We start from the raw sequence: 26,604 nt of genomic DNA on the forward strand, positions 1-26,604 counted from the left end.
ACGGCCGGCAGGGTCACGATCCCTGCCCAGCGGCAACACACAGTAGTGGACTACGTCCTCATGCGTGACCGCGTGGCTGAATCCCCTCCCCCGGCCCGGAGTCCGCCGGTTCCGGCGGTTCCTGCGCTTCCCGCCGCCCGCCCGGCCGGAGCAGCACGAGCAGGGCGGTCAGCGCCGCCGCCCCGGCCAGGACCAGGAGGACGACCCGGTCGGACACCGCCGCGCCGATGTCGGACAGTCGTTCCTCCAGGGCGAACTCGGTGCCGGTGCTCAGCACCGACGGCAGCGCGGAGGTGCCGTCGAAGGCCAGGAAGGCCACTCCGAGCGCGATGAAGAACAGGCCGCCGAGGAGGGTGGTGCTGTGCAGGGTCAACGGGCCCGCCCGGAAGGTCCGGCCGCGCAGCCAGCGCCTGCGGCCCAGGTCGAACCGGTCCCAGAGCACCGCCAGTACGAACATCGGGACCGCCATTCCCAGCGCGTAGACGGCGAGCAGCACCCCGCCGTGCAGCGGGTCGCCGTCCACGGCCGCCACGGTGAGGACGGAGCCGAGGATCGGTCCCGCGCAGAATCCCGCCAGTCCGTACACCGCGCCGAGGGCGAACACCGACAGGGCCGAGCCCGAACGGCGTCCGCCCGCGGCCCGCGCCATCCGGCGGGAGCCGAAGCCCAGCCCGGCGATCTGAGCCACGCCCAGGGCGATGACCGTCCATCCGCCCGCCGTCACCAGGGCGTCCCGGTGGCCGTAGAAGAGGCGGCTGGCGAACGAGCCCGCCACGCCGAGCGGTACGAGCGTCGTGCACAGTCCGACGTAGAACAGGCCGGTGCGCGCCATCAGCCGGGTGCGGCTGGTGAAGGAGTAGGCGAAGAAGGCGGGCAGCAGCAGGGCGCTGCACGGACTGAGCAGGGCCAGCAGTCCGCCGAGGAAGGCCATCGCCAGGCCGGCCTCGCTCATCGTCCGGCCCCCTTCGTCGTGTTCGCCGTCTTCGCCGCCTTCGCAGCGGTCTCGACGGCTTCCTCGAAGGTGTCCGTGGGCTGGGCGCCCAGGATCGGCCTGCCGTTGACGAGGAACGCCGGGGTGCTGGTCACGCCGAGGGTGTAGCCCTCCTCCTGGTCCGCGCGCACGGCGCCGCGGGCCTCGTCGGAGGCCATGTCGGCCTGGAGGCGCTCGATGTCGGCGATTCCCGCCTCGCGGGCCATGGCGACGAGGTTCTCGGCGTCGAAGGCGCCGGTGTTGCGTTCGCGCGGCTTGCCGTAGGCGACGTCGTGGAACTCCCAGAACTTGTTCTGCCGCCCGGCCGCCCAGCCGGCCAGCGCCGCCTGTTCGGACTCCTCGCCGAAGATGGGGAAGTTGCGCCACTCGATGCGCAGGGTTCCCTTGTCCACGTAGGAGCGCAGCAGTTCGGGCTTGGTCTCGCGGGCGAACCGGCCGCAGAACGGGCACTGGAAGTCGGAGTACTCGATCAGCACCACCGGAGCGTCCGCACGCCCGATCGCCAGGGGATCGGACGCGTCGCGGCGGGCGAGGGCGAGCAGGCCCTCGTCGGCGGGCGCGGGGGCGGCGGAGGCGGTGACGGCCGCGGGATCGCCGGCCTTCTCCTCCCGGTTGTCCGCGTCGTCGAGGGTGAGGGCGAAGGCCGCGGTCACCGCGGCGGCGGCGAGCACCGCCACGGCAGCGACGGTCCGCCTGCGGCTGCGGCGGGACGCGGACGGAGGACGGGACGACGACGGGGACGCGGACGAGGACGGGGTGGATCCGGTCATGGGGTACCTCAGACGGTGAGGAGGGAGGGAAGAGGAAGAGTGAAGGGTGCGCAACCGGGCCGCGGGTCAGGCTGAGGGCGTGACCGGGCACGCGGTCTCGGAGGACAGGCGGCGCAGCGCGGCTTCCGCCAGCAGGCCCGCCGACAGCGCGGCCAGCAGCGGTTGCAGCGGAGCCCAGTAGCTCAGGGCACCGGATGCCCCGAGGAGCACCAGGACGAGCTTGTTGCAGACCGGGCAGCCGACGGCGAAGAAGGAGAGCACCCCGCCGATCGCCCCGAGCCGGCCGCCGTCGGCGGCGTGCGGCTCCGGGTCGGACGAGGGCCGGCGCACGTAGGTGGTCAGGACGATGCCGGCCAGTACGGCCGTGACGGCCAGAGCCGGGTAGTTCCACCACTGCACGGGGACCGACCGGCCGAAGAGCGGGTTGGGCACCACGTCGGTGGGCGCGCCGACCAGGACCGCCGTGGCCAGCGCACCCGCGCCCGCCACGGTCCACTGCCGGGACCGCCAACCACGCAGTGCCGTACCCGCCCGCCGCCAGGAGCGCGGGGAGGAGGACATGCCGAAGAACTCCGTTTCGCAGGATGCGGGGACACGGCCGAACGGGCCGGTCTACATCCGCAGAACGGAGTGGAGGGTCGGTGAGGGCGGATCGGGACCGCCGGCGAACACGCCGACGTGCTGCGGCACGAGGGGCGCGGGATCGGTGTGCGGCGACGTCGCGCGCGGGAAGGCGGCGGACGGCGGCGGGTTCTCGGCCCGCTGGACACTGGAGTCGCCGATCGCCTTCTTGCCGCACGGTGCCGCGGCACCGTCGGAGGGTTCCGCTGCGGCCGGGGCTGCGGCTGCGGTGTGTACCCGCTCCGCGGTGGGCGCGGGCGTGCCCCGCGCTCCGCTCTCCGCGTGCGCGAAGACGCACAGCAGCCCCACCACGGCCACGAGCAGGGCCAGCACACCGCGGACGTGGGCGGGTGCCCGCCCGGGTGCCGCTCGCTTCATCGCCGCTCCTGCGCTGTCCGTGGTCACGGCCACCCTAGGTCACGCGCTGCCGGGAACCGTACCGGGCCCGGACGCACCGTCGGACCGCGCTTCTTCCCCCGTTCGCGCACTCTGCGACGCTTTTCGTACCGGCCGGCGATCGAACCGGTGTGAATTCGAGATTGGGTAAGTATCGCAGAAATCGTTCACTCGACTGCCGCGCATCCGACGGAGTAGGCAGACGTTACTTCGGATATGACCGAGGAACGCGGGGAATTCACGGCGCTTGGCCCGTACACCTACAAGCCCGGCAGAAATCACTGTCCGTCACCGAGTGACGGAACTCTGACCAGAGGCGGGCACCCCGTCCCTCTCCGGGTCACCGAGCCCGTGCTGCAGCGGTTCCTGGACGTCATGACCGAGTTGGAGACCGGCCTCGCCGAGCGGTGGGGCCGGACGCAGGGCTCCTTGACGTACACCTGCGCGGAGTGACCGGCACCTCGTGTACGAAGAACACTACGGAGAACACACCCACCCCCGCATGCCGTACGGCGAAGGGCCGTTCCGCACCACGGGCACCGGCCGGCACCGCGCACCCGAGGCGGCCTTCCAGGAGACCCTGGTCCCGCCCGAACCCGGTTGGGACCCGGCCGAGGAACTCGCGTTCCTGCTCCAGGACGCGATGGAGCAGCAGCCCGGAGCACCCTCCGCGACGGACACCTCGGCGCTCGCACCCGCCCCGGGCACACCGCTGAGCAATCTGCAGGAGATCACGGCGGAGCTGCCCCCGTTGAGGGAGTCCCCGACGAGTCACCGCAGGGTCCGCAGAGGGAGAAAGGTGAGCCGGCTGCGCGCCGCGAGCCTGTTCGTCGCCGCGCTCGCCGCGGTCATCGCCGCCTCCGTGAGCCTGTTCGGCGGCATGGTGGCCTACGAACCGTTGCGGCTGGCCGCCGTGACCCGCACCCGCGGCAGCGTCGTGTCCTGGTGGCCGCTGCTGGTCTACGGGCCCTGGCTGGTGGCCTCGCTGGCGGTGCTGCGGGCCGCGCTGCACCAGCGCCGCGCGGTCCACTCCTGGGCCGTCGTCCTGCTGTTCTCGGCCATCGCGATGCTGCTCTGCATCGCGGAGGCGCCCAGGACGATCAGCGACGGCGCGGCGGCCGCCCTGCCCGGACTGGCCTCGCTGGTCTGCTTCCAGCAGGTCGTCCGGCAGATCACGCTCACCCGTCCGCCCCGGCGGGCGGTGCCGCGCCACCGGCAACGCGCCGCGGTCACTCCGGGTGACGACCCGTCGGGCAGCGCGGCGGCCGATCCGGTGTCCCTTCCGCAGCAGCGGCAGAATGCCGTGCGTCCGCCGCGGCCCGGAGCGGGGCCCGGAAAACGAACCTGACCGGGCCGAACAAGGCGGTCGCAACGGTCTTCCGTCTTCTTCGGGGAATGTGAAGAAAAGGAAATGCGGAATGCGTCGCGGATCGCGCCCGGACGGGTCGGGGAGGGCACCGCGCGGGTCAGCCCGCCGTGAGGATCACGTCCTGTCCCTGCCGGGCGTGGAAGCTCGGGAGCGGCACGATGCCCATGGGGCGCAGCTCCATCAGGGTGGCCTCGACGTGGGCCGCGCCGGGCTCGAGGACGACCGTGTCGGGCGTGCCGGTGTTGACCCAGCGGTGCTCCAGGCCGTCGCAGACCGCGCGGGTGCCGCCGACGCCGAAGCGGGCGGACGGGTCGCTCTGGCTCACGGTGGAGCTGACGAAGACCGGGCCGCTGCCGCCGGTGCAGCGGTAGGTGCCGGAGAGGGTGACGCTGCCGTCGGCGGCGATGCGGCCGGTCGGGTCGACGGTCACCGACTCCGCGACGAGGCGGGCGTCGTGGGGTGCGGCCGTGGCGGCGGGAGCGGCGGGCAGGAGCAGGGCGGCGCCGGCGGCCGCGGCGAGGGCGGCGGAGCGTACGGGCATGGGGGAACCTCCCGGTCGGTCGGAATGAGGGGTTCCACTGGTACCCGGCGGAGGGGCCGGCGGCAGTGACCGTCACCCCTTCGGTGGCGAGTCCGCGCCGGCCGTCGTGGAACTGTCGCCGGCTTGTCCGGGTGTTGTCACGCTTGCCGCCCGGGTCTTGGCGATGGCATCCGGGCGGGCGCACGGTCTGTCCATGCGACGGTCCCGACGACGGGACGGTCTCCCGACGTGGAGGTGCGCCATGTGTGTCCACCGGCCTTCCTGCCCCGCTTCCGACTCCCCCGAGGCGCGCGTCGTCACCGCGCACGTCGTCGCCGCCCACCCGGAGCAGGGGTGGAACCTGCTGTGCGACGGCACGGTCGTCTTCGACGACACCGGCGAGCTGCTCCCCGACGGCCGTGTGGTCGCCCCGAGCCGGGTGCCCGCCGGGCGCCTGGCGATGGCCGCCTGAATCCGTCCGGTACGGCTCAGTCCTTCTCGGCGACGAACTCCCGCAGCAGGGAGGCGAGCAGCTCCGGCTGGTCCTCGGGGATCAGCGTCCGGGTGTCCTCGACCTCCACGAGCCGTCCCCGCGGGAGGAGTTCGGCCAGGCGCCGGCCGTGGGCACGGGGCATCATCAGGTCCTCGGTCGCCCAGACGACGAGTGCGGGCCGGTCGAACCTCCGCAGGCCCTGGGCGGCTTCGAGCAGTTCTTCGCGGCGCACGTGCGTGCCGTAGTGCCGGAAGTCGCGCCGGATCGCCGGGTCGGTGCGCAGCGGGCGCAGCCAGCCGTCGACGACCTCGTCCGGCACGGGCCGCTTGGTGAGGGCGCCGATGCCGACCGGGAGGCGCCGCAGCGGCCCCAGGCCGAGGGTGCGCACCAGCAGGGACACGCCGCCGGGGGCCCGGCAGGCGATGCCGATCAGCTTCCCGGGCAGGCCCGGCGGGTAGTTGTCGAACGCCTCGCAGGCGACGAGCGCCAGCCGCGCGAGCCGCTCCGGGTGCCGGGCGGCCACCGTCTGGGCGCGCCCGCAGTCGTTCTCGACGAGGGTGACGTCGGTGAGGTCGAGGCGGTCGAGGAACTCGGCGATCAGCTCGTTGACCAGGTCGGGTGTGGGTGGCCTGCGCATCGGTCGGCGGTGTGCGCCGTAGGGCAGGGTCGGCGCGATCACCCGGTGGTCGGTGCGCAGGTCGGCGAGGACCTTGCGCCAGACGGTCCGGTCGTGGACGAGGCCGTGGAGGAGGACGACGACGGGGCCGTCGCCGCCGGTGTCCTCGTACTCGATGGTCCCCGCGCTCAGTTCGATGTCCGGCATGCCCGAATGCTAGGTGTCGCGGGCGGGTCAGGGCAGTACCGCGAACCCGTCCAGTTCCACCAACGCCCGTTCGTCCCAGAGCCGTACGACCTCCACGACCGCCATCGCCGGGTAGTCGCGGCCGGCCAGCTCGCGCCAGGTGCGGCCGAGTTCGGCGGCGTGGGTGCGGTACGCGGCGACGTCGGTGGCGTAGACGGTGACACGGGCGAGGTCGGCGGGGGTGCCCCCGGCGGCGCGCAGGGCGGTGAGGAGGTTGGTGAGGGCCTGCTCGAACTGGGCGGGGAGGGTGTCGCCGGTGACCTGGCCGTCGGTGTCGAGGGCGGTCTGGCCGGCCAGGAAGACGACACGGGTGCCGGTTGCGACGACGGCGTGGGAGAAGCCGGTGGGCGGCGACAGTTGGGGCGGGTTCACCCGTTCGGCGGTCATGCTCCGGCCTCCTTGCTCGTGGCGTCGGTCCGGGACGGCTGGTACGTCCGGTACAGCTCCTTGGCGACGATGCCGCGCTGGACCTCGCTGGCGCCCTCGTAGACGCGCGGGGCGCGCACCTCGCGGTAGAGGTGTTCGAGGAGGTGGCCGCGGCGCAGGGCGCGGGCGCCGTGCAGCTGGACGGCGTGGTCGACGACGTACTGGGCGGTCTCGGTGGCGAGGAGTTTCGCCATCGCGGCCCGCCTCGGGACGTCCGGGTCGCCGGCGTCGTACGCCGTGGCCGCCGCGTACACCATCAGGCGGGCCGCCTCGGTGCGCAGCGCCATCTCGGCGACCTGGTGGGCGACGGTCTGGAGGTCGCGCAGCCTGCCGCCGAAGGCCTCGCGGGCGGTGGTGTGGGCGAGGGTCGCGTCCAGGGCGGCCTGCGCCATGCCGACGGCGAAGGCGCCGACGCTGGGGCGGAACAGGTTGAGGGTGTCCATGGCCACCCGGAAGCCGCGGTCGGGTTCGCCGAGCACGTCGTCCGCGTCGACGGGCACGCCGTCGAAGGTGAGGGCGCCGATGGGGTGCGGGGAGAGCATGTCGAGCGGGGTGCCGGTGAGGCCGGGGCGGTCGGCGGGCACGAGGAAGGCGGTGACGCCGCGGGCACCGGCGCCGGGGGTGGTGCGGGCGAACACCGTGTAGAAGTCGGCCTCGGGGGCGTTGGAGATCCAGCACTTCTCCCCGGTGAGCCGCCAGGCGGAGGCTCCCGCGCCGGGCCCGGCCTCCGGTTCCGCCCGCAGCGACAGGGCCGCCGCGTCGGAGCCCGCGTCGGGCTCGCTGAGGGCGAAGGCGGCGACCGCGGTGCCGTCGCTCACGCGGGGGAGCCAGCGGGCGCGCTGGGACTCGGTGCCGTGCGCGTGCACGGGGTGGGCGCCGAGGCCCTGGAGGGCGAGGGCGGTCTCGGCCTCCGTGCAGGCGTGGGCGAGGGACTCGCGCATCAGGCACAGGTCGAGCGCGCCCGAGGTGAACAGGCGGGGCAGCAGGCCGGCGGAGCCCAGCTCGGCGAGCAGGGGGCGGTTGACGCGGCCCGGCTCGCCCTGCTCGGCGAGCGGGCGCAGCCGTGCGGCGGCGAGGGCGCGCAGCTCGTCGCACCAGGTGAGTTGCGCCGGTTCGAGCGAGAATGCGGTCATCGCGGTCCCTTCCCCTGCCCGGGCCACGATCCGCCCGGGCCCCGATCGAGGTTATCGCGCCCCGTTGACTGTCGTCACCAACACGATACGCTCGTTGCGCGAGCCCACCACGACAAAGGGGGCGAACCGCCATGGCCGATCCTCGCCGCGCGGACCCGCACCGCTCCGCCCACGTCGACACCTTCGCGCGCGACCACCTGCCGCCCCCCGAGCAGTGGCCCGAGCTGCTCTTCGACCTGCCGGAGCTGCGCTACCCGGAGCGGCTGAACTGCGCCGCCGAGCTGCTCACCGGCCCGCCCGGCGACCGTCCGGTCTTCCGCACCGCCTCCGGGGAGACCTGGACCTACCAAGGGCTGCGGGACCGCGTCGACCGGATCGCCCACGTGCTCACCGGCGACCTCGGTGTCGTCCCGGGCAACCGGGTGCTGCTGCGCGGCCCCACCGGCCCGTGGCTGGCCGCGTGCTGGCTGGCGGTGCTGAAGGCGGGCGCGGTGGCGGTCACCGTGCTGGCCCAGCAGCGCCCGCACGAGCTGCGCGCGATCTGCGAGATCGCCCGGGTGCGGCACGCACTGTGCGACGTCCGGGCCGTCGACGACCTCGCCAAGGCGGAGATCGCCGGCCTGCGGATCACGACGTACGGCGGGGACGCGCCGGACGACCTGCACAGCCGCACGGCGTCGGACACGGTGCCCCCGACGCCGTACCGGGCCGTCGACACCGCCGCCGACGACGTGGCGCTGATCGCGTTCACGTCCGGCACCACCGGGCGGCCCAAGGGGTGCATGCACTTCCACCGCGATGTGCTGGCGATCGCGGACACCTTCTCCGCACAGGTGCTCAAGCCGCGCTCCGACGACCTCTTCGCGGGCAGCCCGCCGCTCGGTTTCACCTTCGGGCTCGGCGGTCTCGTCGTCTTCCCGATGCGGGCCGGGGCGAGCGCCCTGCTGCTCGAACAGGCGGGTCCCAAGCAGCTGTTGCCGGCGGTCGCGGAGCACCGGGTGTCGGTGCTGTTCACCGCGCCGACGGCGTACCGCACGATGCTCGACGAGCTGGACGGGTACGACGTGAGCAGCCTCAGGCGCTGCGTCTCGGCGGGCGAGAACCTGCCCGCGGCCACCTGGCGGGCCTGGCACGAGCGCACCGGGCTGCGCGTCATCAACGGCATCGGCGCCACCGAGCTGCTGCACATCTTCGTGTCCGCCGCGGACGACGACATCAGGCCCGGGACGACGGGCGTTCCGGTGCCGGGGTGGCACGCGCGCGTGCAGGACGCGCACGGCGCACCCGTGCCCGACGGGGAGCCCGGACTGCTGGCGGTGCGCGGGCCGGTGGGCTGCCGGTACCTCGCCGACCCGCGCCAGCGGGAGTACGTGCAAGACGGCTGGAACGTCACCGGGGACACCTACGTCCGCGAGCCCGACGGGTACTTCCGGTACGTGGCACGCGCCGACGACATGATCATCTCCGCCGGGTACAACATCGCCGGGCCCGAGGTGGAGGACGCGTTGCTGCGCCACCCGGACGTGGTGGAGGCGGCGGTGGTGGGCCGTCCCGACCGGCACCGGGGGCAGGTCGTGGTCGCGCACGCGGTGCTGCGGGACGGGGCCGCGCGGGACGCGGACGCGCTGCGCGCGTTCCTGCGCGCGGAGCTGGCGCCGTACAAGTGTCCGCGGGAGATCCTCTTCCCGGACGCGCTGCCGCGCACGGCGACCGGCAAGCTCCAGCGCTACCGCCTCCTCGACCCGGCCGGTCCGGGCCCCTCCCCCCCTTCCCCGGGGCTCGTCCGAATCCCCTGGGCGGCCGGGCGCGACGCCGACGACATAAGATGATCAACGTGTCCGACCTGCACCTACAGCCCGCTCCGAGGTCCCTCATCGTCACGCTCTACGGCGCGTACGGCCGCTGCGCGCCGGGCCCGGTGCCCGTCGCCGAACTGATCCGGCTGCTGGCCGCGGTCGGGGTGGACGCGCCCTCCGTGCGTTCGTCGGTGTCCCGGCTGAAACGGCGCGGGCTGCTGCTGCCCGCCCGTACGGCCGCCGGCGCGGCGGGGTACGAACTCTCCGCCGAGGCCCGCCAGTTGCTCGACGACGGGGACCGGCGCGTCTACGCCACCGCGCCCCACGGGGACGAGGGCTGGGTGCTCGCCGTGTTCTCCGTGCCCGAGTCGGAGCGGCAGAAGCGGCACGTCCTGCGTTCGCGCCTGGCCGGTCTCGGCTTCGGCACCGCGGCGCCCGGTGTGTGGATCGCCCCGGCCCGGCTGTACGCGGAGACCCGGCACACCCTGGGCCGCCTCGGTCTGGACTCCTACGTGGACTTCTTCCGCGGTGAGCACCTGGGCTTCACGGCCACCGCCGAGGCGGTGGCCCGCTGGTGGGACCTGGCCGCGATCGCCAAGGAGCACGAGGCCTTCCTCGACCGCCACGAGCGCGTCCTGCACGACTGGGAGCGCCGGGCGGACACGCCGCCCGAGGAGGCCTACCGCGACTACCTCCTCGCCCTGGACTCCTGGCGCCACCTGCCCTACACGGACCCCGGGCTGCCCGCCCGGCTGCTGCCCGAGGGCTGGCCCGGCACGCGCTCGGCGGCCGTCTTCCGGGCGCTGCACGAGCGGCTGCGCGACGCGGGCGCCCAGTACGCGGCCATGGGACCGACTCCGCCTCCCGGGCAGTGAGTCACCTCACCTTCTGAGGGGATCAGCGAACCCTCAGCCTCCTCAGACCCTCTTCTCAGGTTTCTCACCTACCGTGCGGACGCATGAGTCTCGCACGTAACTTGAACCGGGCCCTCACCGTCACCACCGGCCTCCAGGTACGGAGAGCGCCCCGGGCGGCGAACGGGAGTCCGAGGGGAAGGCAGGGAGGGAAGTCCGCCGCCGCGCAGCCCGCGGCGCGCCGAGCGGCCCCGTACCGATGTCCGTCGGCCGGGGAACTGCCCACCGACCGGTTGCTGCGACGGCCCGTCTTCATCATCTCGTCCATCCGTTCCGGCTCCACCCTGCTGCGCATGATGATGGGCGCCCATCCGCGGCTGCACGCCCCGCACGAACTGCACGTCGGCAAGGTGGAGGTCGCCTGCACCACCTGGCACTCCGAGCGCGCGATGGGCGAACTCGGCCTGCTCCGCGGCGACCTGGAGCACCTGTTGTGGGACCGGGTCCTGCACCGTGAACTCATCAGGTCCGGCAAGGACTTCGTGGTCGAGAAGACACCGGCCAACGCCTACATGTACCAGCGTCTCAAGGACTGCTGGCCCGATGCCCGCTTCGTCTTCCTGCTGCGCCACCCCGAGTCGATCGCCCGCTCCTGGCACGAGAGCGATCCCGTCAAGCGCCCGCACGACACGGCCGTCACCGACGTGCTGCGCTACATGACGGCCGTGCAGGAGGCCCGGTCGGCGGACGCCGACGGCTTCACCGTGCGCTACGAGGACATCACCGGCGATCCCGAGCGCGAGATGCGCCGCTTGTGCGCGTACCTCGGCGTCGACTACACGCCCCGGATGCTGAACTACGGCAAGAAGGGCAACGCCGAGCTGGTCAGGGGCCTGGGCGACTGGCGCGAGAACATCCGCACCGGCACGGTGCAGCCGGGGCGCGAGCTGCCCGGCAAGGACGAGGTCCCCGAGCGGCTGCGCCCGATGTGCGCGGCCTGGGGCTACCCGTCCTGACCCGGGCCGTGCAGCGTGAGCCTCGGCCTGGGGGCGTCGGTGCGTCCGGTGCGCGGTGGCCGGCTGCCCGCCCGGTACGGCGCGGGCCAGCGGGCGCCCGGTCCGTCGTAGCCCTGTTCGGCGGCGGCGTGCAGCGTCCAGTGCGGGTCGTAGAGGTGGGGGCGGGCCAGCGCGCACAGGTCGGTGCGTCCGGCCAGGACCAGCGAGTTGACGTCGTCCCAGGAGGAGATCGCGCCGACGGCGATGACCGGGACGCCCGCCTCGTGCCGGATGCGGTCGGCGTACGGCGTCTGGTACGACCGCCCGAACTCGGGGCGTTCACCGGACACCACCTGCCCGGTGGACACGTCGATGGCGTCGGCCCCGTGCGCGGCGAAGGCACGGGCGATCTCCACCGCCTCCTCGGCGCTCGTGCCGCCCTCGGCCCAGTCGGTGGCGGAGATCCGTACGGTCATGGGCCGCTCGTCCGGCCACACCTCGCGTACCGCGTCGAAGACCTCCAGCGGGAAGCGCAGCCGGTTCTCCGGTGAGCCGCCGTAGGCGTCGGTGCGGTGGTTGGTGAGCGGGGAGAGGAAGCCGGAGAGCAGGTAGCCGTGGGCGCAGTGCAGTTCGAGCAGGTCGAATCCGGCCCCGGCGGCCCGTTCGGCGGCGGCTCTGAACTGCTCCCGCACGTCCGCCAGTTGCGCCCGGGACAGCTCGCGCGGGACTTGACCGCCGGGCCGGTACGGCAGCGGGGAGGGCGCCACGAGGGGCCAGTTGCCGTCGGGCAGCGGCTCGTCCATGCCCTCCCACATCAGCCTGGTCGAGCCCTTGCGGCCGCTGTGGCCGAGCTGTACGCCGATCGCGGTGCCGGGCGCGCCGTCGTGCACGAAGTCGGTGATCCGCCGCCACGCCTCGCCCTGCCGGCCGGTGTAGAGGCCCGCGCAGCCGGGGGTGATGCGGCCCTCGGCGCTGACGCACACCATCTCGGTCATCACCAGGGCGGCACCGCCCAGGGCCCGGGCGCCGAGGTGGACCAGGTGGAAGTCGCCGGGGACGCCGTCGGTGGCGGAGTACATGTCCATCGGGGAGACGACGACGCGGTTGCGCAGGGTCAGCCCGCGCAGCCGGAACGGGGTGAACATCGGGGGCGTGTCCGGCGGGCAGCCGAACTCGCGCTCGACGGATTCCGTGAAGCCGGCGTCGCGCAGCCGCAGGTTCTCGTGGGTGACCCGGCGGCTGCGGGTGAGCAGGTTGAAGGCGAACTGGCGCGGCGGCTGGGCGAGGTACCGGTCCAGGTCCTCGAACCACTCCAGGCTGGCCTTGGCCGCCCGCTGGGTGGAGGCGACGACGGGGCGCCGCTCCTCCTCGTACGCGGTCAGCGCCTCCTGGAGGGTGGGCCGCTCCGCCAGGCAGGCGGCGAGCGCGAGGGCGTCCTCCACGGCGAGCTTGGTGCCGGAGCCGATGGAGAAGTGGGCGGTGTGCGCGGCGTCGCCGAGCAGGACGATGTTGCCGTGCGACCAGCGTTCGTTGACCACCGTGCGGAAGGTGGTCCACGCCGACTTGTTGGACCGCAGCGGGCGGCCGCCGAGCGCGTCGGCGAAGATCTTGGCGCAGCGGGCGGTGGATTCGGTCTCGTCCAGTTCGTCGAAGCCGGCCGCCCGCCAGACCTCCTCGCGCATCTCGACGATGACGGTGGAGGCGTCCGGCGCGAAGGGATAGCCGTGCAGTTGCATCACGCCGTGCTCGGTCTCCGCGATCTCGAAGCGGAACGCGTCGAAGGCGAAGTCGGCGGCGAGCCAGATGTAGCGGCAGCGGTGGGGGGTGAGCCGCGGCCGGAAGACGTCGCGGTAGGCCTCGCGGGTGGCGCTGTGCACTCCGTCGGCGGCGACGACGAGGTCGTGGGTGCGCGCGAGGCGGTCCGGGGGCGGTGCCTCGGTGCGGAAGCGGAGTTCCACGCCGAGGTCGCGGCAGCGGTCGTGCAGGATTTCGAGGAGGCGGCGGCGGCCGAGGGCGGCGAAGCGGTGCCCTCCGGAGGTGTGGCGGGTGTGCCGGTGGACGATGTCGATGTCGTCCCAGCGGACGAAGTGCGCCTTGAGTGCCTCGTAGACGGTGGGGTCGGCGTGTTCGATGCCGCCGAGCGTTTCGTCGGAGAGGACCACGCCGAAGCCGAAGGTGTCGTCGGGGGCGTTGCGTTCGTAGACGGTGACCTCGCGGCCGGGGGCGAGGCGTTTGAGGAGGGCGGCGGTGTAGAGGCCGCCGGGGCCACCGCCGATGATCGCCGCTCGCAGGGGGTGGTTCGTCTTCGCGGGCGAGTGCGGGTTCGTGGGGGCTGGTTGCGCCCCGCGGCGGAGCCGCTGATCGACACGGCCCCGCGCCCCCGGGTCGGCTCCACTGCCCTGGGACGAGCGCATCCGTCTACCTCCCTTGCCACTTCGGGGGGCGTTTTTCCGTGAAGGCGGCGTGGAATTCCGCGTAGTCCTCGCCCGTCATCAGCAGGGCCTGGGTCGACGCGTCCAGTTCCACCGCGGCCGCCAGCGGCATGTCCAGCTCGGCCGTGAGGAGGGCCTTGGTCTGGGCGTGGGCCAGGGCCGGGCCGTCGGCGAGACGGCGGGCCAGGGTGCGGGCGGCCTCGTCGGCGCGGCCCTCTTCGGTCAGCTCGCTGATCAGGCCGATCCGCTCGGCCTCGGGTGCGCGGACCGTGTCGCCGAGCATCAGCAGCCGGGTGGCGTGGCCGAGGCCGACCACGCGGGGCAGCAGGTAGGCGGCACCCATGTCGCCGCCGGAGAGGCCGACGCGGGTGAAGAGGAAGGCGAAGCGGGTGGACGGGTCGGCGACGCGGAAGTCGGCGGCCAGGGCGAGGACCGCGCCCGCTCCGGCGGCGACCCCGTGCAGGGCGGCGATCACCGGGAACGGGCACTCCCGTACCGCCCGCACCACCTGGCCGGTCATCCGGTTGAAGTCCAGCAGCCGGGCGGTGTCCATGGACAGGGTCGCGCCGATGATCTCGTCCACGTCGCCGCCGGAGCAGAACCCGCGGCCCTCTCCGGCCAGCACCAGCGCCCGCACCGCCCGCCGGCGGGACAGCTCGGCGAGCAGGTCGCGCAGGTCGGCGTAGGCCTCGAAGGTGAGGGCGTTGAGCTTGTCGGGGCGGGCGAGGGTGACGGTGGCGACGCCGTCGGTGATCTCGACGCGCAGGTGCCGCCAGTCGGGGGTGGGGGCGGCGGAGCCGGTGAAAGGACTCATGACACTCGAAGTTATCACCCTTCTGTGACTGTCGTCACGGGTGCGCGATATGCCGTCCGTGTCGAGGGCCGAAGGTCCCGGAGGGTGCCCGTCGAACGGCTCTGCCGGGCGGCGCCGTACCATTCATAAGGTTGAAAGCAGGACAGGACTCCCCTGCTCCACGAAACGGACCTGCCGTGCACGATCACTTCCCCGCACCCGCCTCCTGGCGCATCGCACTGCCGCACTCCGCCGCGGCGGTGCCGGTGGCGCGTGCCCTGGTGCGCAACGCCCTGGCCGAGCTGGAGCACACGGCCGACGGGGACACCGCGGAGCTGCTCACGGCGGAGCTGGTCGCCAACGCGGTGGAGCACACCCCGGCCGGCCCGACCGCGATCGAGCTGGTGGTGGAGCTGATGCCGACCGGCTGCCAGGTGGAGGTCCACGACCCCGACCCGTCGCCGCCGGCCGACCTCACCCGGCCGGACGTGGAGCCGCCCGACCCGTGGCGCGAGGACGGGCGAGGTCTGCTGCTGATCCGCGCCCTCAGCTCGTCCTGCGGGCACCGGCCCACCCGGTCGGGCAAGGCGGTCTGGTTCAGGCTTCCTGCGGTACCCGCTCAGCGTCGTCCGCACTGACGGCGGTCCGGGCCAGGCGGGAGTGCCGGCGCCCGTAGGCGCCGTAGACCAGCAGTCCCACCGCGAGGAACACCGCGAACCGGAGCCAGGTGGCACCGCCCGTCTCGTACATCAGGTACAGGCAGAAGCCGACCCCGAGCAGCGGTGTCGCCGGGTAGAGCGGCACGCGGAAGGTGCGGGCGAGGCCCGGTTCGCGGCGCCGCAGGGTGATCACCGAGACGTTGACGGCGGCCATCGTGGCGAGGGTGCCGATGGTGCACAGGTTGACCACCGCGTCGAGCGGGGCGAAGGCCGCGGGGAGGGCGAAGACCACGCCGACGATCAGGGTGCCGGCGACGGGGGTCGCGGTGCGCGGGGAGACCTTCTCGAAGACCCGGGGGATCAGTCCGTCCCGGGACATCGACATCAGGATGCGGGTCTGGCCGTACATCACGGCGAGCACCACGGAGGCGATGGCGACGACCGCGCCGAAGGCGACCACGCCGCCGCCGATCGCCGAGCCGGTGACCCGGTCGACGACGTAGGAGAGCGCGGCGGGCCGGTTCCCGACCTGGTCGCCGCCCACCGCGCCGATCGCGGCGACGGCGACCGCGCAGTAGAGGAGGGTGACCAGGCCGATGCAGACCAGGATGGCGACCGGGATGTCCCGGCGCGGGTTCTTGGCCTCCTCGCCGGCCGTGGTGATCGCGTCGAAGCCGATGTAGGAGAAGAAGGCGGCGGTGGTGCCGGCGCCGATGCCGCCGAGGCCGGCCGGCGAGAAGGGGGTGAGGTTGCCGTCCTGGAAGGCGTAGAAGCCGATGGCGCAGAAGGCGAGCAGTACGGCCAGCTTGAGGACGGCCATGGCGGCCGTGGCGCGGGCGCTCTCCCGTACGCCGCGCATCAGCAGGACCGAGGCCAGGGCGATGACGACCACCGCGGGCAGGTTGACCGCGCCGCCGTCGCCGGGGCCCGCGGAGAGGGCGTGCGGGAGCTGGACGCCGAGGACGGTGTCGAGCAGCTCGTTGACGTACTGGCTCCAGCCGACCGCGACCGCCGAGACCGACACCCCGTACTCCAGGAGCAGGCACCAGCCGACGAGGAAGGCGGTCCGCTCGCCGAGCCCGGCGTAGGCGAAGGAGTACGAGGAGCCGGAGACCGGGATCGCGCCGCCCAGCTCGGCGAAGGCGAACGCGGTGAACACGCAGGTGATCGCGGCCAGGACGAAGGAGACGACGACGGCGGGGCCGGCCTCGGCGACGGAGTCGGACAGGCCGACGAAGATGCCGGTGCCGACGATCGCGCCGACGCCGAAGCAGACGAGCTGGAACAGCCCCATCGTGCGCTTCAGGCCGTGGCCTTCGCGGTCCGCGCCGGATTCGGCGACGAGGAGGTGGGGGGACTTGACGCGGGAAGCGGGCATTGCGGGTGGTGCTCGTTTCTGGTGGTGCGGGGGGCGCGACGGTGGTCGCGGCCGACGGCACCGGAAGGGGTGGCTCCGGAGCCGCCGGACAGCATAGGGCCTGGTGGGGGGAGGCGGCGGGGGGAAGAGTCAGGCGAGGGTGGCGACGAGGACGGCCTTGATGGTGTGCAGGCGGTTCTCCGCCTCGTCGAAGACGACCGAGTGCGCCGACTCGAAGACCTCGTCGGTGACCTCCAGGGAGTCGAGCCCGTGGGCCTCGAAGATCTCCTGGCCCACCTTGGTGCCCAGGTCGTGGAAGGCGGGCAGGCAGTGCAGGAACCTGACGTCCGGGTTGCCGGTGGCGCGCAGCACGTCCATGGTCACGGCATAGGGCGCGAGTGCCTTGATCCGCTCCGCCCAGACCTCCTTGGGCTCGCCCATGGAGACCCAGACGTCCGTGACGACGAACCCGGCGCCCCGCACCCCTTCGGCCACGTCCTCGGTGAGGGTGATGCGCGCCCCGCTGGCCGCGGCGAGCCGGTGCGCCCGGTCGACGACCTCCTGGGCGGGCCAGTAGGACTTCGGGGCGACGATGCGCACGTCCATGCCGAGCAGGGCGCCGGTGACCAGGTAGGAGTTGCCCATGTTGAAGCGGGCGTCGCCGAGGTAGGCGAAGGTGGTCTCCCGCAGGGGGCGGTCGCTGTGCTCGGTCATCGTGAGCACGTCGGCGAGCATCTGGGTGGGGTGCCAGTCGTCGGTCAGGCCGTTGTAGACGGGGACGCCCGCGAAGGCCGCCAGTTCCTCGACCTTGGTCTGGCTGTCGCCGCGGTACTCGATACCGTCGAACATGCGGCCGAGGACGCGGGCGGTGTCCTTCACGGACTCCTTGTGGCCGATCTGCGACCCGGCCGGGTCGAGGTACGTCGTGGAGGCGCCCTGGTCGGCGGCGGCGACCTCGAACGCGCAGCGGGTGCGCGTCGAGGTCTTCTCGAAGATCAGCGCGATGTTCCTGCCCTGGAGGTACCGCGTCTCCGTCCCGGCCCGCTTCGCGGCCTTCAGCTCCGCGGCCAGCTCGATCAGGCCGCGGAACTCCTCCTCGGTGAAGTCCAGCTCCTTGAGGAAGTGGCGGCCGGCGAGGGCGGTCGGGACTGTCGCCATGGGGGCGCTCCAGAGGTGCAGGTCGGGGACTGACTTCTGGAAGTCTATACGAACTTCTGAATTTCTATACAGCGCCGAGTCCTCGGCCGGGTCCTTATACGGGCCCTCGCTCCACGGGGCAGCTCATGCAGCGCGGTCCGCCCCGGCCCCGGCCCAGTTCGCTGCCCGGGATCTCGATCACCTCGATGCCCTGTTTGCGCAGGTGGGTGTTGGTGGTGGCGTTGCGTTCGTAGGCGACGACGACGCCCGGCTCGACGGCCAGGACGTTGCAGCCGTCGTCCCACTGCTCGCGCTCGGCCGCGTGCACGTCCTGGGTGGCGGTGAGGACCCGGATCTCGCCGAGGCCGAGAGCGGCGGCCATGGCGCGGTGCATGTGCTCCGGCGGGTGGTCGGTGACCTTCAGGTCCTTCTCCCCGGCGCCCGGCTCGATGGTGTAGGAGCGGAGCATGCCGAGCCCGGCGTACTGGGTGAAGGTGTCCCCGTCGACCATCGTCATCACCGTGTCCAGGTGCATGAAGGCGCGCCGCTTGGGCATGTCGAGGGCCACGATGGTCCGGGCGGACCCGGCGGCGAACAGCTTGTGCGCGAGCATCTCGACGGCCTGGGGCGTGGTGCGCTCGCTCATGCCGATGAGCACGGCGCCGTTGCCGATGACGAGGACGTCGCCGCCCTCGATGGTGGAGGGGTAGTCGGCCTGCCCCTCGGACCAGAGGTGGAAGCTCTCGTCGCGGAACAGCGGGTGGTGCCGGTAGATCGCCTCGAAGTGGACCGTCTCGCGCTGCCGGGCGGGCCAGCGCATGGCGTTGATGGAGACGCCGTCGTAGATCCAGGCCGAGGTGTCCCGGGTGAAGAGGTGGTTGGGCAGCGGGCCGAGCAGGAAGTCGTCCAGCTCCATGGCGTGGAAGCGCACGGAGGTCGGCTCCGGGTGCGCGTCCAGGAACTCCCGCTTGGTCATGCCGCCGACCAGCCACTCGGCCAGCTCGTGGGCGGGCAGGGTTTCGAAGGCGGCCCGGAGGTGGTCCGTGGCCAGTACTCCGTACTCCTTCTCGTCGAAGACCCGGTCCAGGACGAGCCGCCGCGCGGCCGGGACGTCCAGGGTCTCGGTGAGCAGGTCGCCGAAGAGGTGCACCGCCACCCCGCGGTCGCGGAGCACGTCGGCGAACCCGTCGTGCTCGGCGCGCGCCCGGCGCACCCACAGCACGTCGTCGAAGAGAAGGGCGTCCTTGTTGCTGGGGGTGAGCCTTTTGAGCTCGAGATCCGGCCGGTGCAGGATGACGCGGGTGAGCCGCCCGGCTTCGGAGTCGACTTGGAATCCCATGTCTCCATCCTGACCACTCCGGCGCCCGTTCACCCCCTGCTTTCGCGTGCCCGTGACCACAGTGCGCCCTCCGGGTGCCCCCGTGCGACGGCGGGGCCCGCCGCGCCGCCGCGTAAAGCGTGGCGACGGCCGGAGTGCCCGGCCGCACGTCAGGGGGAGGCCCGTTGAGTGCCGACACGCTGAGTTCCGACACGCTGAGTACTGACACTTTGGGTTCCGGTGCCTTGAGTCCCGATGCCCTGATCACCCACTTCGTGGGTGCCTCGGCGCTGATCCTGGTGGCCGCCCACAGCGGGGGGTGGCTGGCCCGGCGGCTGGGGCAGCCGTACATCGTGGGCCAGTTGGCGACGGGGATCGCCCTCGGGCCCTCGCTGCTCGGCAGCATGGCCCCGGACGCGTACGCGGCCCTGTTCCCGGCGGCGATCGGTCCGGCGCTGACCGGGCTCGCGCAGTTCTCGCTGGTGGTGTTCCTGTTCGCGGTGGGCTACGAGCTGGACCTGAAGGTGCTCGGGGTCCGGGCGCGCAGCTCGGTGAACGTGGCGCTGGCCTCGTTCGCCGTGCCGATGGCCGTGGGCAGCGGCTGCGCCCTGCTGTTCGGGGACGCCCTGCACGACCTGGGCATGCCCGGGGACCTCTCCCCCGGCATGGTGGTCTTCGCGGGGGTCGCCCTGGCGACGACGGCGGTACCGGTGCTGACGGCCATCGTGCGCGAGAACGGGTTGTCCCGCACCGTGCCCGGAGTGGTGGCCGTCTCCGCCGCCGGGGTGCTGGACGCGATCTGCTGGACGGTGCTGGCGGGCGCGCTGCTGGAAGCGGGGGGCGGGGACGGAGCCGGAGGGGGTCTCGGCTGGCCGTGGCGGGTGCTGCTCACGGTCGGCTACGTCGCCCTGATGGCGTGCGCGGCCCGTCCGCTGCTGCGCCTGCTGCTGTGGCGGACCCGCCTGGAGCCCTCGCTCCGGATGGCGCTGCTCATCGGCTTCGCGCTCGGCTCGGCGTGGGTCACGCACGCGCTGGGACTGCATGTGATCTTCGGTGCGCTGCTCGCCGGGGTGGTCGTCCCGCGGGAGGCGGGCGGCACGCTCGACCCCGACCTGCTGCGGCCGCTGCTGTCCGTGGCCTCGCTGCTGCTGCCGTTCTTCTTCGTGCTGTCGGGCCAGTCCGTTGCGCTGAACAGCATGACGGGCACGGGCTGGGCCGCCCTGGCGGTGGTGACGCTGCTCGCGGTCGTGACGAAGATCGGCAGTGGGGCGGCGGCGGCCGGTCTGGGCGGCCTGGACCGGCACGACGCCTGGACGGTCGGCATCCTGCTCAACACCCGGGGGCTGACCGAGCTGATCGCCCTCAACGCGGGCCTGGACGCGGGCCTGCTGAGCGCCCCGCTCTACACGGTCCTCGTCTTCATGGCCCTCGCCACGACGCTCCTGACCCAGCCGCTCCTGCTGCTGAACGCGCGGCTCGCCACGCGCGAGCGCCGTCCGGAGTCGGCCCGGTCCGCGGCGGTGAAGCCGTACGCCGGGTGACACCGGTCGGCGCACGCCCACCGCCGCGGCCCGATCACCGGATCACGAGGTCACAGCCGCGGGTCCACCGGCTCCGACTCCAGGGCCAGCACTCCGAACACCGCCTCGTGCACCCGCCACAGCGGCTCGCCGTCCGCGAGCCGGTCCAGGGCCTCCAGGCCGAGGGCGTACTCGCGGATCGCCAGCGACCGCTTGTGGTTCAGGAAGCGGTGCCTGAGCCGGGCGAGGTTGTCGGGGCGGGTGTACTCGGGGCCGTAGATGATCCGCAGGTACTCGCGGCCGCGGCACTTGATGCCGGGCTGCACCAGGCGGCCCTTGTCGTCGCGTACCAGGGCGCCGACGGGCTTGACGACCATGCCCTCGCCGCCGCGGCCGGTCATCTCCAGCCACCAGTCGATGCCCGCCGACACCGACTCGGGGTCGCCGGTGTCGACGTACAGGCGCCGGGTGGTCTGCAACAGGCCGCTGCCGTCGTGCTCGACGAGCCGGTCGAGGAGGGCGAGCTGCTCGTCGTGCGGCAGCGCGGCCAGGCTGCGGCCCTGGACGGCCAGGATCTGGAACGGGGCCAGGCGGACGCCGTCCAGGCCCTCGGTGGGCCAGCAGTAGCGGCGGTAGGCGTCGGTGAAGGCGGCCGCGTCGGCGGACCGGGCGCGCTGGCGGTCGAGGAGGTCCTTCACTGCGACGCCGCGCGCCGCGGCGCCCTCGAGTGCGGCCAGCGCGCCCGGGAAGACCGCGCCGGAGGCGGCGCCCACGGCGGCGTACTGGGAGCGCAGCAGGCCGGAGGCCTTGAGCGACCAGGGCATCAGCTCGGTGTCGAGCAGCAGCCAGTCGGTGGCCAGCTCGTCCCACAGGCCGGCCTCGCCGATCGCGGTGCGCAGCCGGTCCAGGATCTCCTCGGTGACGGACGCGTCGTCGAGGAAGGGGCGGCCGGTGCGGGTGTAGAGCGAGCCCGTGGGGCCGTCCACGCCGAAGCGGGTGCGGGCCGCGTCCGCGTCGCGGCAGACCAGGGCCACCGCCCGCGAGCCCATGTGCTTCTCCTCGCACACCACCCGCGCGACGCCGTCCGCCGCGTACTGCGCGAAGGCCTCCTTCGGGTGCTCCAGGTAGCCGTCCACCCCGGAGGTGGCCGTCGGTGCCATGGTCGGCGGGAGGTACGGCAGCAGCCGGGGGTCGGTGGCGAAGCGGCTCATGACCTCCAGCGCGGCCGCGCCGTTCTCCTCGCGCACGGTGATCCGCCCGGCGTGCCGGGTCTCCACCACGCGGCGGCCCTGGACGTCGGCCAGGTCCAGCGGGCGGCCGTCGTGGCCGCCGGGTGCCTCGGTGCGCAGCGGCTTGGCCGGCTCGTACCAGACCCGCTCGGCGGGTACGTCGACGATCTCCCGCTCGGGCCAGCGCAGCGCGGTGAGCCTGCCGCCGAAGACGGCGCCGGTGTCCAGGCAGATGGTGTTGTTCAGCCAGGTGGCCTCCGGGACCGGGGTGTGGCCGTAGACGACGGCCGCCCGGCCCCGGTAGTCCTCGGCCCACGGGTAGCGCACGGGCAGGCCGAACTCGTCGGTCTCGCCGGTGGTGTCGCCGTACAGGGCGTGGCTGCGGACCCGGCCGGAGGTGCGGCCGTGGTACTTCTCGGGCAGGCCCGCGTGGCAGACCACGAGCCGGCCGCCGTCGAGGACGTAGTGGCTGACCAGGCCGTCGATGAACTCCCGTACCTCGGCGCGGAACTCCTCGCTCTCGCCGTCCATCTGCTCGACGGTCTCGGCGAGTCCGTGGGTGTGCTGGACCTTGCGGCCCTTGAGGAAGCGGCCGTACTTGTTCTCGTGGTTGCCGGGGACGCACAGGGCGTTGCCCGACTTGACCATGGACATCACGCGGCGCAGCACACCGGGGCTGTCCGGGCCGCGGTCGACGAGGTCGCCGACGAAGACGGCGGTGCGGCCGTCGGGGTGGACGCCGTCGGTGTAGCCCAGCTTGCCGAGCAGCGTCTCCAGCTCGGCGGCGCAGCCGTGGATGTCGCCGACGATGTCGAAGGGGCCGGTGAGGTGGGTCAGGTCGTTGAAGCGCTTCTCGGTGACGACGGTGGCGTGCTCGGCCTCCGCGGTTCCGCGCAGCACGTGCACCTTGCGGAAGCCCTCGCGCTCCAGGTGGCGCAGGGAGCGGCGCAGTTCGCGGGTGTGGCGCTGGATGACCCGGCGGGGCATGTCGGCGCGGTCGCTGCGGGTGGCGTTGCGCTCGGCGCAGACCTGCTCGGGCACGTCGAGGACGATGGCGATGGGCAGCACGTCGTGCTTCCTGGCCAGCTCGATCAGCTGACGCCGGGCGTCCTGCTGCACGTTGGTGGCGTCGACGACGGTGCGGCGGCCGGCGGCGAGCCGCTTGCCCGCGATGTAGTGCAGGACGTCGAAGGCGTCGCGGCTGGCGCTCTGGTCGTTCTCGTCGTCGGCGACCAGGCCCCGGCAGAAGTCGGAGGAGATGACCTCGGTCGGCGTGAAGTGGCGCCGCGCGAAGGTGGACTTGCCGGAGCCGGAGGCGCCGATCAGCACGACGAGGGAGAGGTCGGTGACGGGCAGGGCGCGGGCCCGCACGGAGGTGTCTGCGGCGGCGCCGGTGGTGCCTGCGGCGGCGCCCGTGGTGTCTGCGGTGCTCATGCGGCCTTCGCCTCCTTCTCGGTCGCGGTCGCGGTGGTGGCCGGGGTCTCGGTGATGGTCCTCAGGGTGAACAGGGCCAGCTGGGTGGGCGGGCCCACCTCGGGGTCGTCGGGTCCGACCGGGCGGAACTCCACGTCGTAGCCGTGGCGTTCGGCGACCGCTCCGGCCCAGGCGCGGAACTCCCCGCGGGTCCACTCGAAGCGGTGGTCGCGGTGGCGGACGTGACCGGCGGGCAGGGTCTCCCAGCGCACGTTGTACTCGACGTTGGGGGTGGTGACGACGACGGTGCGCGGGCGGGCCGAGCCGAAGACGGCGTACTCCAGGGCGGGCAGCCTCGGCAGGTCGAGGTGCTCGATCACCTCGCTGAGTACGGCGGCGTCGTACCCCTTGAGGCGCTTGTCGGTGTAGGCGAGGGAGCCCTGGAAGAGGCGGACGCGCGCGGCCTGCCGCTCGCCCATGCGGTCCAGCTTGAGCCGCCGGGAGGCGATGGTGAGGGCGCGCACCGACACGTCCACGCCGACGATCTCGGTGAAGCGCGGCTCCCTGAGCAGCTCGCGCACCAGGTGCCCCTCGCCGCAGCCCAGGTCGAGGACGCGGGCGGCGGCGTGGTCGCGCAGCGCGGTGAGGATCGCCTCGCGGCGGTGCACGGCGAGCGGGGTCGGCTTCGGCTCCCGCTCGGCCTCCGCCTCGACCGCGTTGTCGATCTCCTCGACCTCGCTGTCGTCGGTCTCGGCCAGCCGGATCAGCTCCAGCCGGTCCATCGCCTCGCGGGTCAGGGACCAGCGGCGGGACAGGTAGCGGCTGGTGATGAGCTTGTGCTCGGGGTGGCCGGGCAGCCAGCCCGCCCCGGCCCGCAGCAGCTTGTCGACCTCGTCCGGGGCGACCCAGTAGTGCTTGGCGTCGTCGAGCACCGGGAGGAGGACGTACAGGTGGCGCAGGGCGTTCGAGAGGGTGAGGGTCTCGGACTCCAGCACGAGGCGGACGTAGCGCGAGTCGCCCCACTCGGGGAACGCGGTGTCCAGCGGGACGGCCTCCACGTCGACCGTCCAGCCGAGCGGCTCGAACAGGCGCCGTACCAGGTCGGGGCCGCCGCGGGCGGGCAGGGCCGGGATCTCGACGCGCAGCGGCAGCGGCTCGGCGGCGCGCTCGGGGCGGGACTTGCACACGCCGCGCATCGCGCTGGAGAAGACGCTGCTCAGCGCGACGGCGAGGAGGGACGAGGCCGCGTACGGGCGGTCGTTGACGTACTGGGCGAGGGCCGCGTCGGGGGCGCCGCCGCGGCCCTTGCCCTTGCCGCGCCTGACCAGCGCCACCGCATCGACCTCCAGCAACAGCGCCGCCGTGCAGCGCTGGTCCTCCGCCTCGGGGTAGAGCACGTGGGCCGTGCCGAAGGAGGTGGAGAACGCCTGCGCCTTCTCGGGATGCTTGTGCAGCAGGAAACCGAGGTCGGTCGCGGGGTGCTCGGGGGTGCCTGTGGTGGTGAGGGTCAGGAACATGCGGAGGGCCTCTCCGGCTGGTGGACGGGACGGGACGCCGTACGCGCGAGAGCCCCCGGGGCGGTACCCCGAGGGCTCCGGCAGGACGACGGTCACACGATCGCACAGGGCGGGTGACCGGCGCCTACGGTTATTCCGCGGCCTGCCGTCCGGCTGTCCGGCGGGTGGGTCTCAGGACAGCTGCGCCTGGACCTGGGAGGAGATCAGCTCCAGGTGGTCCAGGTCGTCGAGGTCGAGGATCTGGAGGTAGATCCGCTGGGCGCCGGCCTCGGCGTAGCGGCCGATCTTCTCGACGACCTCGGCCGGGGAGCCCGCGAGGCCGTTGGCCTTCAGCTCCTCCACCTCGCGGCCGATGACGGCGGCGCGCCGGGCGACCTCGGCGTCGTCCTTGCCGACGCAGGCGACCAGGGCGTTGGAGTAGGTGAGCGCGTCCGCGGCGCGGCCGGCCGCCTCGGCGGCGGCCCGCACCCGGCCGAACTGGCGCTCGGTGTCCTCGATCGAGGCGAACGGCATGTTGAACTCGTCGGCGTACTGACCGGCCAGCCGCGGGGTGCGGGTGGCGCCGTGCCCGCCGATGAGCACGGGCACCTTGGCCTGCGCGGGCTTGGGCAGCGCGGGCGAGTCGGTGAGGTCGTAGAACTTCCCGTGGAAGTCGAAGGTCTTGCCGGTCTCGGTGGCCCACAGACCGGTGACGATGGCCAGCTGCTCCTCCAGGCGGCCGATCTTCTCCTTCGGGAAGGGGATGCCGTACGCCTTGTGCTCCTCCTCGAACCAGCCGGCGCCCAGGCCCAGCTCGACGCGGCCGCCCGACATCTGGTCGACCTGGGCGACCTGGATGGCGAGGACGCCGGGCAGGCGGAAGGTGCCGGCGGTCATGAGGGTGCCGAGGCGGATGCGCTTCGTCTCCCGGGCGAGTCCGGCGAGGGTGATCCAGGCGTCGGTGGGGCCGGGGAGTCCGTCCGCGGCGCCCATGCGGAGGTAGTGGTCGCTGCGGAAGAAGGCGTCGAAGCCGAGGTCCTCGGTGGCCTTGGCCACGGTGAGCAAGGTGTCGTAGGTGGCCCCCTGCTGGGGCTCGGTGAAGATACGGAGATCCATGTCTTCCATCCTGCCTGCTCGGCGCGGGGGTACGGCACAGGCTCCACGCCGCGGCGCGCGGGCCGCGGGGCCCAGGGGGTGTCGTCTGGATCGAGCAGGCCGCGGCCGGCGGTGCCTTGTGGCCGACCCGAGCGGGGTCTGGTGCGTGCAGCTGCAAGGGGAGGAGGGCGGCAACGCGATGGGGTCCCCCCACGCGAGCGCAGTCGAGCGTCGGGGAGTTGGCAACCGACGACAACGCCGCAGATGCGCGTGCCAGACCCCGCGACCCCGGCAAGATCCAAACCACACCCCCTAGCCCGCCTCCCGCTCGGGTAAGTGCGCGTCGCGGTCCGCCAGTTTGCGCAGCATCTCGAGGACCCGGTCGCGCGACTCGTCCGCCGCGTCGATGGCCTCCATGCACTGCCAGTACGTCGCCTCGTCGTCGGCGGCGCAGGCGACGCCCACGAGGGCGATGCCGGTCTCGCCGAGCAGGGTGCCCAGGCGCATCAGGGCCTGCCGGGCGTCGCCCAGTTCGGTGAGCTGGGCGGCGCGCAGCTCGCCCGGGGCCAGCTCCGGGGTGTGCAGCACTCCGCAGCCGCGGCCCGCCAGCTCGGTCAATCCGATGGCCTCGCCGCGCAGTTCGGGTGGTCCGTGGACCGCCAGCCGGCTGCCGATCGCCTGGGCCAGGGCCTGCACCTGCCACACCTCCGTCAGGACCTCCGGCACCTCGCCGCCGGCGGCCAGGGCACGCCCACTCGTCACGATGAGCCGCACAGCGTCCATGCGCTGCCCCCGTCTGTCCGACGCGCCGCGGCGCGTCCGCCCGAACTCCGTTGTCCACTACCCAGAGTGAAGGCGTGTGGGGCGAAAAGCTAGAGGAAGGCGGAAATCTTCGGACACCATCGCGATTTCTGGCCGGAATCTGACTG

At 73.2% G+C, this 26,604-nt stretch carries 24 protein-coding genes; 7 read left to right on the forward strand and 17 right to left on the reverse strand.

Annotation, left to right across the window (positions count from 1 at the left end; translation table 11 throughout):
• Positions 1–58 precede the first annotated feature (58 nt).
• The 4 genes from R2E43_RS08470 to R2E43_RS08485 all read right to left on the reverse strand — a co-directional run bounded on the left by R2E43_RS08470 (position 59) and on the right by R2E43_RS08485 (position 2,760).
• Positions 59–952 (reverse strand): cytochrome c biogenesis CcdA family protein, encoded by an 894-nt coding sequence (locus tag R2E43_RS08470; RefSeq protein WP_030864119.1) that lies wholly within the window; start codon positions 950–952, stop codon positions 59–61.
• Positions 949–1,761, reverse strand: coding sequence for a DsbA family protein (locus tag R2E43_RS08475; protein ID WP_030864116.1), 813 nt, complete (start codon positions 1,759–1,761; stop codon positions 949–951). The genes R2E43_RS08470 and R2E43_RS08475 overlap by 4 nt, the downstream gene beginning before the upstream one ends.
• 66 nt (positions 1,762–1,827) lie before the next feature.
• On the reverse strand, positions 1,828–2,322 hold the full coding sequence (locus R2E43_RS08480) for a hypothetical protein (protein ID WP_030864114.1): 495 nt from the start codon (positions 2,320–2,322) through the stop codon (positions 1,828–1,830).
• Positions 2,323–2,373: 51 nt separating this feature from the next.
• Positions 2,374–2,760 carry a hypothetical protein gene (locus tag R2E43_RS08485; protein WP_003973030.1) on the reverse strand — a complete coding sequence of 129 codons (387 nt, stop codon included), beginning with the start codon at positions 2,758–2,760 and terminating at the stop codon, positions 2,374–2,376.
• 520 nt (positions 2,761–3,280) lie between these two features.
• Between R2E43_RS08485 and R2E43_RS08490 the strand changes: the two genes are divergently transcribed.
• Positions 3,281–4,126, forward strand: coding sequence for a DUF2637 domain-containing protein (locus tag R2E43_RS08490; RefSeq protein WP_332057111.1), 846 nt, complete (start codon positions 3,281–3,283; stop codon positions 4,124–4,126).
• A gap of 118 nt (positions 4,127–4,244) precedes the next feature.
• Here R2E43_RS08490 and R2E43_RS08495 read toward each other — a convergent pair whose 3' ends face one another.
• Positions 4,245–4,688 (reverse strand): DUF6299 family protein, encoded by a 444-nt coding sequence (locus R2E43_RS08495; RefSeq protein WP_003973033.1) that lies wholly within the window; start codon positions 4,686–4,688, stop codon positions 4,245–4,247.
• Positions 4,689–4,929: 241 nt separating this feature from the next.
• Between R2E43_RS08495 and R2E43_RS08500 the strand changes: the two genes are divergently transcribed.
• A complete protein-coding gene (locus R2E43_RS08500) occupies positions 4,930–5,139 on the forward strand; it encodes a DUF5999 family protein (RefSeq protein ID WP_003973034.1) in 210 nt (69 codons plus the stop codon).
• Positions 5,140–5,155: 16 nt separating this feature from the next.
• On the opposite strand, the gene R2E43_RS08505 is transcribed toward R2E43_RS08500, so the two are convergent.
• From R2E43_RS08505 to R2E43_RS08515, 3 genes are read right to left on the reverse strand one after another with little or no spacing between them, the layout of a single operon-like run.
• Positions 5,156–5,983 carry an alpha/beta fold hydrolase gene (locus tag R2E43_RS08505; protein ID WP_003973035.1) on the reverse strand — a complete coding sequence of 276 codons (828 nt, stop codon included), beginning with the start codon at positions 5,981–5,983 and terminating at the stop codon, positions 5,156–5,158.
• Between the two features lie 27 nt (positions 5,984–6,010).
• Positions 6,011–6,409 carry a RidA family protein gene (locus R2E43_RS08510; protein ID WP_003973036.1) on the reverse strand — a complete coding sequence of 133 codons (399 nt, stop codon included), beginning with the start codon at positions 6,407–6,409 and terminating at the stop codon, positions 6,011–6,013.
• Positions 6,406–7,581, reverse strand: a complete 1,176-nt coding sequence (locus tag R2E43_RS08515; RefSeq protein WP_003973037.1) for an acyl-CoA dehydrogenase family protein — start codon at positions 7,579–7,581, stop codon at positions 6,406–6,408. The genes R2E43_RS08510 and R2E43_RS08515 overlap by 4 nt, the downstream gene beginning before the upstream one ends.
• Before the next feature lie 131 nt (positions 7,582–7,712).
• Between R2E43_RS08515 and ambL the strand changes: the two genes are divergently transcribed.
• The 3 genes from ambL to R2E43_RS08530 all read left to right on the forward strand — a co-directional run bounded on the left by ambL (position 7,713) and on the right by R2E43_RS08530 (position 11,247).
• Positions 7,713–9,410, forward strand: coding sequence for an aminobenozate:CoA ligase AmbL (gene ambL / locus R2E43_RS08520; RefSeq protein ID WP_234328613.1), 1,698 nt, complete (start codon positions 7,713–7,715; stop codon positions 9,408–9,410).
• Positions 9,407–10,252, forward strand: coding sequence for a PaaX family transcriptional regulator (locus R2E43_RS08525; protein WP_011030580.1), 846 nt, complete (start codon positions 9,407–9,409; stop codon positions 10,250–10,252). Before ambL ends, R2E43_RS08525 begins: the two co-directional genes overlap by 4 nt.
• Before the next feature lie 83 nt (positions 10,253–10,335).
• On the forward strand, positions 10,336–11,247 hold the full coding sequence (locus R2E43_RS08530; protein ID WP_003973040.1) for a sulfotransferase family protein: 912 nt from the start codon (positions 10,336–10,338) through the stop codon (positions 11,245–11,247).
• Here R2E43_RS08530 and R2E43_RS08535 read toward each other — a convergent pair.
• Positions 11,235–13,640, reverse strand: coding sequence for a bifunctional salicylyl-CoA 5-hydroxylase/oxidoreductase (locus tag R2E43_RS08535; protein WP_030864102.1), 2,406 nt, complete (start codon positions 13,638–13,640; stop codon positions 11,235–11,237). The two genes, R2E43_RS08530 and R2E43_RS08535, sit on opposite strands and share 13 nt — an antisense overlap.
• 4 nt (positions 13,641–13,644) lie before the next feature.
• Positions 13,645–14,472, reverse strand: a complete 828-nt coding sequence (locus R2E43_RS08540; protein ID WP_030864099.1) for an enoyl-CoA hydratase family protein — start codon at positions 14,470–14,472, stop codon at positions 13,645–13,647.
• A 176-nt stretch (positions 14,473–14,648) separates the two neighbouring features.
• Between R2E43_RS08540 and R2E43_RS08545 the strand changes: the two genes are divergently transcribed.
• On the forward strand, positions 14,649–15,089 hold the full coding sequence (locus R2E43_RS08545; protein ID WP_016327504.1) for an ATP-binding protein: 441 nt from the start codon (positions 14,649–14,651) through the stop codon (positions 15,087–15,089).
• Here the strand turns inward: R2E43_RS08545 and R2E43_RS08550 are convergent.
• The 3 genes from R2E43_RS08550 to R2E43_RS08560 form a co-directional block, all read right to left on the reverse strand.
• Positions 15,049–16,488, reverse strand: coding sequence for an amino acid permease (locus R2E43_RS08550; RefSeq protein WP_319214503.1), 1,440 nt, complete (start codon positions 16,486–16,488; stop codon positions 15,049–15,051). The two genes, R2E43_RS08545 and R2E43_RS08550, sit on opposite strands and share 41 nt — an antisense overlap.
• 129 nt (positions 16,489–16,617) lie before the next feature.
• Positions 16,618–17,625 carry an ornithine carbamoyltransferase gene (argF, locus tag R2E43_RS08555; protein ID WP_003973045.1) on the reverse strand — a complete coding sequence of 336 codons (1,008 nt, stop codon included), beginning with the start codon at positions 17,623–17,625 and terminating at the stop codon, positions 16,618–16,620.
• Between the two features lie 94 nt (positions 17,626–17,719).
• A complete protein-coding gene (locus tag R2E43_RS08560; RefSeq protein ID WP_003973047.1) occupies positions 17,720–18,943 on the reverse strand; it encodes an arginine deiminase in 1,224 nt (407 codons plus the stop codon).
• A gap of 224 nt (positions 18,944–19,167) precedes the next feature.
• Here R2E43_RS08560 and R2E43_RS08565 point away from each other — a divergent pair, with 224 nt between their 5' ends.
• Positions 19,168–20,463 (forward strand): cation:proton antiporter, encoded by a 1,296-nt coding sequence (locus R2E43_RS08565; RefSeq protein WP_030864093.1) that lies wholly within the window; start codon positions 19,168–19,170, stop codon positions 20,461–20,463.
• Between the two features lie 50 nt (positions 20,464–20,513).
• Here R2E43_RS08565 and R2E43_RS08570 read toward each other — a convergent pair whose 3' ends face one another.
• The 4 genes from R2E43_RS08570 to R2E43_RS08585 form a co-directional block, all read right to left on the reverse strand.
• Entirely contained in the window at positions 20,514–23,105 is a 2,592-nt protein-coding gene (locus R2E43_RS08570) for a polynucleotide kinase-phosphatase (protein WP_234328612.1), read from the reverse strand.
• On the reverse strand, positions 23,102–24,601 hold the full coding sequence (locus tag R2E43_RS08575) for a 3' terminal RNA ribose 2'-O-methyltransferase Hen1 (protein ID WP_003973050.1): 1,500 nt from the start codon (positions 24,599–24,601) through the stop codon (positions 23,102–23,104). The genes R2E43_RS08570 and R2E43_RS08575 overlap by 4 nt, the downstream gene beginning before the upstream one ends.
• Before the next feature lie 171 nt (positions 24,602–24,772).
• Entirely contained in the window at positions 24,773–25,696 is a 924-nt protein-coding gene (locus R2E43_RS08580; RefSeq protein ID WP_003973051.1) for an LLM class F420-dependent oxidoreductase, read from the reverse strand.
• A 291-nt stretch (positions 25,697–25,987) separates the two neighbouring features.
• Complete coding sequence (locus R2E43_RS08585) at positions 25,988–26,458, reverse strand: DUF6099 family protein (protein ID WP_011030573.1); 471 nt, start codon at positions 26,456–26,458, stop codon at positions 25,988–25,990.
• Positions 26,459–26,604 lie beyond the last annotated feature (146 nt).

This window comes from Streptomyces violaceoruber (assembly GCF_033406955.1).
Taxonomy (GTDB): domain Bacteria; phylum Actinomycetota; class Actinomycetes; order Streptomycetales; family Streptomycetaceae; genus Streptomyces; species Streptomyces violaceoruber.